Here is a 6880-nt window from a genome sequence, read left to right on the forward strand (position 1 = left end):
GGTTATGGCTGATCAGCGGGCCGCCGGGGTCACGGGTCGTCGCGCTCCAGCCACTGCACCGCGACGAGGAATCGTTCCGGGGTGAGCCCGGCGCGTTCTGTAGGTCTACGGCCGAGATCTCGGTCCGATTGTCCCGCCTGGCGACTTCAAGCGCGCGAAGGAGTTTCCCGGCCCATGGTTCGGCGTCGTTGCAGGGCCGGGCGGCCGCTTGGGCGTGGAGTTGCCTCATGTGATCGGCGGAGCGGGCGACCACCATCCGCCGTCCGTCCCAGGCGGGTTCGGTGGAGTGGTTCGCCGAGGAATCGGGCACGAGCCCGTACCGGCGGGTGTTCTCCCGAACGTGCCCCCAGGGCCGAAATAGCTTGCGTAGCGAACCGTCACTCTTTGTGGCGTGATCCGACGTGGCTCAGCCCAGGCCCAGCGACCTGACCAGGTCGAGCATCTCGGCGCGGTGCAGGGCGGCCGGGTTGCCTGCCACGGAGTGGATGTGGCCGTCGATCTCCAGGGCGACCAGGCCGTGCATCCGGCCCCAGACGCGCAGCGCGAGGGCCGCCGCGGCGGGCGGCACGTCGGGGAGATCCTCCTGGATCTTCGCGGCGTAGTCCGGATGGAGGTCGGACCAGGAGGTGTCTTCGGGCTGGTGGCGCCGGGCATGCGGCCACGCGGCCGCCACCAGGCGGGTGAGCTCGCGGCACACACGGCGGGCCGTCTGGTCGACCGGCCCGTCCTCGGGCGGCTGGTAGCCCGGGACGGGGTGTCCGTAAAAGAGCCGGAAGCTCTCCGGATGGGCCAGTGCCCACTCTCTGAGCGCCCGGCCCCAGGCCATCAGCCTGCCACCGGGGTCGGTGTCGGGCACCGCGTTGCTGGCGGACTCCAGCGCATCCGCGAGCGAGGCGGCGATCTCGCTGATCAGTGCCGTGATCAGGTCGTCCCGGGTGGGGAAGTAGCTGTAGATCGCGCGCGCGGTCATCCCCATCTCGCGGGCGATGCCCCGCAGCGAGATCGCGCCCGGCCCGCCTTCGGCCATCTGCCGCAGCGCGATGGACTTGATCTCCCGGCTCGTCTCCACCCGCAGCCGCTCCCGGCGGCTCATCATGCCCCCGGCACGGTCGCTCTCATCGATGCCCACCTTGAACAGGTTACAGGGATGCGTTACCCTTCGGCGAGTCAAAAGTACACGCCGTGTCCAAATGAAACGGAGTTTCCATGCCTGCTTACGTCATCGCCAACGTCGACGTGCTCGATGAGGAGGCCGGCTGGGCCTACGCCCCCGTTGCCCAGCGGTCGATCCTCGACCACGGCGGCCGCTACCTGGTCGCGGGACCCGTGCCCGAACCCGCCGAGGGCACTTGGGCCTCCTCCCGGCTCCTGATCATCGAGTTCCCCGACATGGACCGTGCCCGGCAGTGGTACGACTCCCCTGAGTACCGGCGGGCCAGGCAGATCCGAGACGGCAAGGCCCGCGTCGGCCTGCTCTTCGTCGAAGGCTCCCCACCCGAAGGCTTCACCCTTCCCTCCTAGGAACTCTCCGGTGAGGTGACCCCCATGCGCTTGTCAAAGGCCGTGGGTGGACTGGGTCGACGATGCCGACCCGCCGAGCGGGCCCTGGGGGTCGGGAACATCCGACGAGCCGCAATGTAGCTGTCCGCGATGGCGGTGACTGGGTGCTCGCAGAAATGACCGATCCGCAGAAGCTGGGGAGGGCCGGTAACGCCTTCGCCACTTCTGGTCCACTACCGCCAGTTCGAGGCACCCAGGAAACGTGACGAAGACGTCGCCCAAGGCGGGACATGCGCCGGGTTCGCGGTTATGGCGGGTCGTGGCGATCGCCGCCGTCGTGGTGCTGGCAGTCTGCCTAGCGACCGGGGTGCTGTGGTTCTTCGCCGATCCGCGGCACTTACCCGACCAGGTGCTGCAGGTACTGCGCTCGGCGCGGCCGCTCTGGTGGTCGCCGTGGTGGCGTTGCGGGCGCAGATGCGGGCCGAGGCCGCCGGGCAGGGCCGGGTTGTACCAGGCAGGCGGCGACCAGACCATCACCCAGATCACCCAGCAGGCACACAGCGACCGCTGCCCCAGGTCGGCGCCCTGCAGGTCCCCCCTGGGCTGTCTGGCCTGCCACGCCGTCCCGCGGCAGCTTTCGTCGGCTGGGATGCCGCCGTGGTCACACTGCGCCAGACGCTGCAGGACACGACGAGGACCGGCGTGATCAGTCAGGCCACGGTCGGACTGGGCGGCGTCGGCAAGAGCGAACTGGCCCTGCAGTGGTGGATCGACAGAATCCTCATTCCCGACAGCCCATACGTGGCCAACTGACGGCTCAAGGCCGATGACTGTCCCCGGCTGGCCTGCCTGTACAGCTCGTTCGAGGAGATGGTCGAGGCCAACCGGCGTGCGGTCAAGGACAGGTGAGCTGACGGCGCCGCCCTCTCTTCCTGTCCCCCATTGTCCCTGCTATGTGGGACTTGCCATGAGATCATCTCCTGGGTCACGGTGGCTTATGCAGGAGCGGGACATGATCACGATCGGTGTCATCGACGATCACGATCTCATCCGACACGGGCTCGAACACGTCCTGGCTCAGTCGGAGGATTTCGCGGTCGTGCTCAGCGGGCGCGACCTGGCATCCGTCGGCACCCAGCCCGAGCTGGACGTGCTGGTGCTCGACCTGTACCTGGGGGACGACGAGCCGTGCGTGCCCGCCATCGCCGAACTGTCGCAGCTGTACAACATCCTGGTGATCTCAGCCTCGGCCAGACCCGCCGATCTGGTGGCCGCCGTACGAGCCGGGGCACGCGGCTACGTCACCAAGAGCGAACCCGCCGGGCTCCTGGCCAGCGCCATCCGCGTCGTGGCGGCCCGCGGCTTCTACCTGTCGGCCGAGCTGGCCGACATCCTGCACGCGCGGATGTCGGCGCTGACCACGCCCACCCCGGCAGTGCCGCTGGCGCCGCGCGAGGAGGAGGTGCTCACCCATATCGCGCAAGGCTTCACCTACGACCAGATCGCCCGCCGGATGGGCATCAAGAAGTCCACGGTCGACACCCACGTCGAGCGGATCAGACGCAAGCTGCAGGTAGGCAACAAGGCCCAGCTGATCGCCGCCGCCCTGGACCGGATCGCCGAGCGAGCCATCCGTGGCCAGTGAGGCCGGCGCCCGTACCGAAGCCGTGCTCGCCTGGACGGTCATCCTCTTCCGCGCCGGAGCCCTGGCCGAGGTCGTCGCGCTCAACTACGTGGGCGACAGTGGCTGGCGGCGGCACATTCCCGGCTTCGGCGGCGCGCTGGCAGTGCTCGGACTGACAAGTGCCATGGTGGTCATGGCGTGCCGGCTTCGCCGCCGGCCCCCGGCGGGCCGGCTCGTCGCGGCTGACGCCATGCTGACCGCCGGGGTCGGCGTCGGGATGACGGTGGTCGCCGGCGCCGCGCTCCGCGGGTCGGGCCCCGACTTCCTGCTGCCGTACATGTTGCTGGTGTCCATCGGCGTCGGCGTGTGCGTGCGCACGCTGCCCGGCGCGCTGGCGGCCACCGCGCCGCTGGCCGCGGCCTACCTGTACATGCAGGGCTCCAGTGGCTTCTTCTGGCTGGGCGCGCTGCCGCACACGATCGGATTCTGGGTCAACGCGGGTATCGCCTGGTTCGTCACCTCCCTGCTGCGCCGGAACGCCGCCGAACTGGACGAGGCGCGAGGGCAGGTGGCCAGGCTGGCCGCCGAGCAGGAACGCGCCAGGAACGGCCGCATCCTGCACGACCGGGTCCTGCAGACCCTGGAGGCCCTGGTCCGCGACGGGTGGGTGAGCGACGAGCAGGTCAGGCGGCACGTGGCCGCGGAAGCGAGGTGGCTGCGCCGCTACGTCCGGGGCGAGCACGACAGCGCCGGCAACAACCTGGTCACCGCCTTGGAGGAAGTGGTCGAACACGCCAACCAGGCAGGGCTGAACGTGCAGTTGCACGCCTCCGGCCTGAAGTCCGCCGACGTGGTTCTGCCGATCGCCACGGTCGAGGCGGTGACCGGCGCGGTACGGGAGGCGTTGACGAACGTTCGTAAGCACGCCGGCACGGACCAGGCTGTCGTGCACGGCCGAGCACGTCGCGGGGAGATCGTGGTCAGCGTCCTGGACCAGGGCGACGGCTTCAGTGCGCGTGGTGCGGGGTTGGGGTTGCGAGAGTCGATCGAAGGCCGGATCGCCGACATCGGTGGCACGACCGTGGTCGACTCGGCACCCGGTGAGGGCACCCTGGTCGAACTCCGTGTCCCCTCATGACACCACCCCTGCTGTCCCCCTAATTCACGACTGTTCGGATGAGATCTTCCTCCGGACACTGGCATGCATGAAGCCCCACCGCACCACGTCGACGGCACGCCGTGCCGGGAACGGGCATCCAGCCTCACGAAACGGCGGCGAGGGATGGACGTGGATCCTGAGTGCTCTGAAAACCCTGGTCGAGACCGGCCTGCCGTTGACGGCCGCAACCTGCCCCCCGGCCATTCCTCGTTTGCCTCGTCGTCCTCGGAGCCCCCATGACCTACACCTTTTCGACACCTATATCCGTGCCACACCTCAGCAGGTGTGGCAGACCTTCACTGACCCTGAACTCAGCCCGCACATCAACTTCGGCGCGACCATCGAATCCGACTGGCGTGCAGGCTCGCGCCTGCCCAGCAGAATCGGCGACGGCCCGGTCATGGTCGACGGCATCGTGCTGGAGGCCGAGGCCCCCCATCGGCTGGTGCGCACCTGGCAGGAGCAGTGGAACCCGGCCGCACGGGCCGAGCCGGCCTCCCGCGTCATCTACACCTTCACCGAGATGGCCCACCTGACGCACGTGCACGTGGTGCACGACCAGCTGGACCCCGCCAGTGTGACGGCCGGCCTCACCGTGTTGCCCACTCCAGCACCGTGGGCGACAACGCCGCTGATCCTCCGCCATCCCTGGCACACACGTTCCTGACACCCCCGCTGGAGAGCCATGACCACCTTGTCGCGTTCCCTGACAGTCATCGTTCCCGCCCTGATCTTGACCACTGTCTCCGCCGCCCCTGCCCAGGCCGCCTGGCCTCGTGTCTCCTTCCTGGAACCCAAGGTGACAGTGCTCGACTTCGGCAACGCCGCCCAGGGCTGCGCGGGCGGCAAGGACGCCCAGTACAACACCGGAGTCGATGACAACGGCACGTCTGTGAACTGGACCTACGCCAACGGCTCGCACCGCTGCCTGGAGGTGGGCTATCAGCCCTACTCCCGCAGGGAGGCGTGCACCTACTCCTTCTACGTGCCCAAGGGCAACCTCGCCACCGGCCAGATCAACTTCCACTTCGAGTACGGCAACGCGCGACCTCCCCGGGGCAACGACGTCGTGACCCTCGACGAAGGGCCCGTATGGTCGTGGCGCGTCATCGCCAGGCGCGCGGGTGTGACCCGCATCTGGTTCGGTGACGACAACGGACAGCGTCACACGGCGAAGATCGGCTGGGGCCGGTCCGCCGCGTGGAGCATCAAGCAGGAATGCCCGGCATGACCGCTTCTGCTCCGGCGACGCGGGCCGGGCGGCGCATGGTGCCCGAGACCGTGCACGCCTGCGCGTTCCTGTCCTACCTGCTGGCCGGCGGCCTGCTCGCGGAGCTGTCGATCGTGCATCAGATGATCGAGCTGGGGCTCCTGGCGGCCGACGACTGGGACGGCATACAGCCGGTGGTGCTGCTGTTGGCGCTGCCGATGCTCGCCGCGGCGGTGGCCGTGCACTGGGGCGTGCGTCAGGCCAGGCCGGTGCTGGCCGTCGCCGCGTGGCTGCTGGCGGCGTTCCTGGTCATCCTCGCGATCGGCGTGGCGGGGCTCTCCTCAGTGCCTGCGACGGTCTGGCTGGCCATCCTGGTGAACGCTGTCGCGGCCGTCGTCGTGGCCAGATTGCCCTACGGCCAGGACGCCGACGCCTACCTGCGGGGGCGCGGCCTCAGCAGGGCTGAGGCCCGCACCGCCGCGCGGGCCCGGGGGCGGGCGCCGGGTGGTGTCGTCCTGGCGGCCGTCTGCCTGGGCTCGGCCGCTCTGGTGGGAGTCATCGCCATGGTGGACCTGGCAGTGAACGCGGGCGGGTCCGCGATGCCGCCGCTGGCGATCGCCGCCATGGCGGTGGCGCTGGTCAGGGGGCTGCTCAAGGGCAGGCTGTGGGCGCGCGCCTATGCGGTCACCCTGCTCGCCCTCGCCCTGGCAGCCGGGACGGTCACGGTGATCGGCCTGTGGCGGGCCTCGATCCCGCGGCATGACCTGCTGGCCTCCGCGCCACCCGACGTGGGCCCGGCGGTGCTGACGGCGCTGCTGGTCATGGCCGTTGACGCCGTCCTGCTGTACGCGCTGGCCTGGAAAGACACCAGCATCGACTACTTCACCGCCGGCTGGTGAGCGAGGAAGCCTGTTCCAGCTCGACCGGCAAGCCGCGGACGATCTCGCGGCCGAGGTGTTCCTGGCCGCGTTCGAGAAGCGCGGGACGTTCGCCCCCGGCGCGGCGGCTGGCCGCGCCACTGCCCGACGGCGACCGGGACGGGGCGTCGGCGACCTCGGCCGGGCCCAGGACCCGCTGGGCCGCTCGGGCCAGAAGCTCGCCCTGCCCGTCTCGTCCAGGAAGGGGACCGTACTCCGGCAGGAACTCGTCGTGAACACCACGGCCATGACGCTGTCCGCCGGTTGCGGCCGCGAGCTGACCGGTCCGGCCGAAGGCGCCGATGTGACGCGTCGCGGTACGCGGCGCGTCACATCGGGGGCCGTGCTGTCAGGAACGGACGGCCAGCGCCTGCGTCAGCCGCGGACGCGACGTGGAACGGCCCCGGACGGCCGCCGCTGCCGCGACCACCACCGCCACGAGCGCGCCGGCGGCGAGCAGGGTGGTGCCA

At 70.0% G+C, this 6880-nt stretch carries 8 protein-coding genes; 7 read left to right on the forward strand and 1 reads right to left on the reverse strand.

Going from position 1 to position 6880, the window contains the following annotated elements; all coding sequences use genetic code 11:
* Positions 1-406 precede the first annotated feature (406 nt).
* Complete coding sequence (locus ACFYUV_RS50075) at positions 407-1129, reverse strand: TetR/AcrR family transcriptional regulator (protein ID WP_387682985.1); 723 nt, start codon at positions 1127-1129, stop codon at positions 407-409.
* Positions 1130-1206: 77 nt separating this feature from the next.
* Between ACFYUV_RS50075 and ACFYUV_RS50080 the strand changes: the two genes are divergently transcribed.
* From ACFYUV_RS50080 to ACFYUV_RS50110, 7 genes are all read left to right on the forward strand, one after another.
* The gene (locus ACFYUV_RS50080) at positions 1207-1521 is read left to right on the forward strand and encodes a DUF1330 domain-containing protein (protein WP_352364639.1); all 315 of its coding nucleotides are present in this window, start codon (positions 1207-1209) and stop codon (positions 1519-1521) included.
* A gap of 636 nt (positions 1522-2157) precedes the next feature.
* Positions 2158-2313 carry a hypothetical protein gene (locus ACFYUV_RS50085; protein WP_387682988.1) on the forward strand — a complete coding sequence of 52 codons (156 nt, stop codon included), beginning with the start codon at positions 2158-2160 and terminating at the stop codon, positions 2311-2313.
* Positions 2314-2512: 199 nt separating this feature from the next.
* Complete coding sequence (locus ACFYUV_RS50090; protein ID WP_387682990.1) at positions 2513-3145, forward strand: LuxR C-terminal-related transcriptional regulator; 633 nt, start codon at positions 2513-2515, stop codon at positions 3143-3145.
* The gene (locus ACFYUV_RS50095; RefSeq protein ID WP_387682992.1) at positions 3135-4262 is read left to right on the forward strand and encodes a sensor histidine kinase; all 1128 of its coding nucleotides are present in this window, start codon (positions 3135-3137) and stop codon (positions 4260-4262) included. Before ACFYUV_RS50090 ends, ACFYUV_RS50095 begins: the two co-directional genes overlap by 11 nt.
* 67 nt (positions 4263-4329) lie before the next feature.
* Positions 4330-4950 (forward strand): SRPBCC domain-containing protein, encoded by a 621-nt coding sequence (locus ACFYUV_RS50100; protein ID WP_387682994.1) that lies wholly within the window; start codon positions 4330-4332, stop codon positions 4948-4950.
* A 66-nt stretch (positions 4951-5016) separates the two neighbouring features.
* A complete protein-coding gene (locus ACFYUV_RS50105; protein WP_387682995.1) occupies positions 5017-5514 on the forward strand; it encodes a hypothetical protein in 498 nt (165 codons plus the stop codon).
* Complete coding sequence (locus tag ACFYUV_RS50110; protein ID WP_387682997.1) at positions 5511-6392, forward strand: hypothetical protein; 882 nt, start codon at positions 5511-5513, stop codon at positions 6390-6392. Before ACFYUV_RS50105 ends, ACFYUV_RS50110 begins: the two co-directional genes overlap by 4 nt.
* Positions 6393-6880: the final 488 nt, after the last annotated feature.

It is taken from the genome of Nonomuraea sp. NPDC003560 (genome assembly GCF_042878785.1).
Taxonomy (GTDB): Bacteria; Actinomycetota; Actinomycetes; order Streptosporangiales; family Streptosporangiaceae; genus Nonomuraea.

Excerpts from the sequence above, each read along its gene's own strand:
- ACFYUV_RS50110 (WP_387682997.1), top strand. The coding sequence starts at position 5,511 with ATGACCGCTTCTGCTCCGGCGACGCGGGCCGGGCGGCGCATGGTGCCC.
- ACFYUV_RS50080 (WP_352364639.1), top strand. The coding sequence starts at position 1,207 with ATGCCTGCTTACGTCATCGCCAACGTCGACGTGCTCGATGAGGAGGCC.
- ACFYUV_RS50100 (WP_387682994.1), top strand. The coding sequence starts at position 4,330 with ATGAAGCCCCACCGCACCACGTCGACGGCACGCCGTGCCGGGAACGGG.
- ACFYUV_RS50090 (WP_387682990.1), top strand. The coding sequence starts at position 2,513 with ATGATCACGATCGGTGTCATCGACGATCACGATCTCATCCGACACGGG.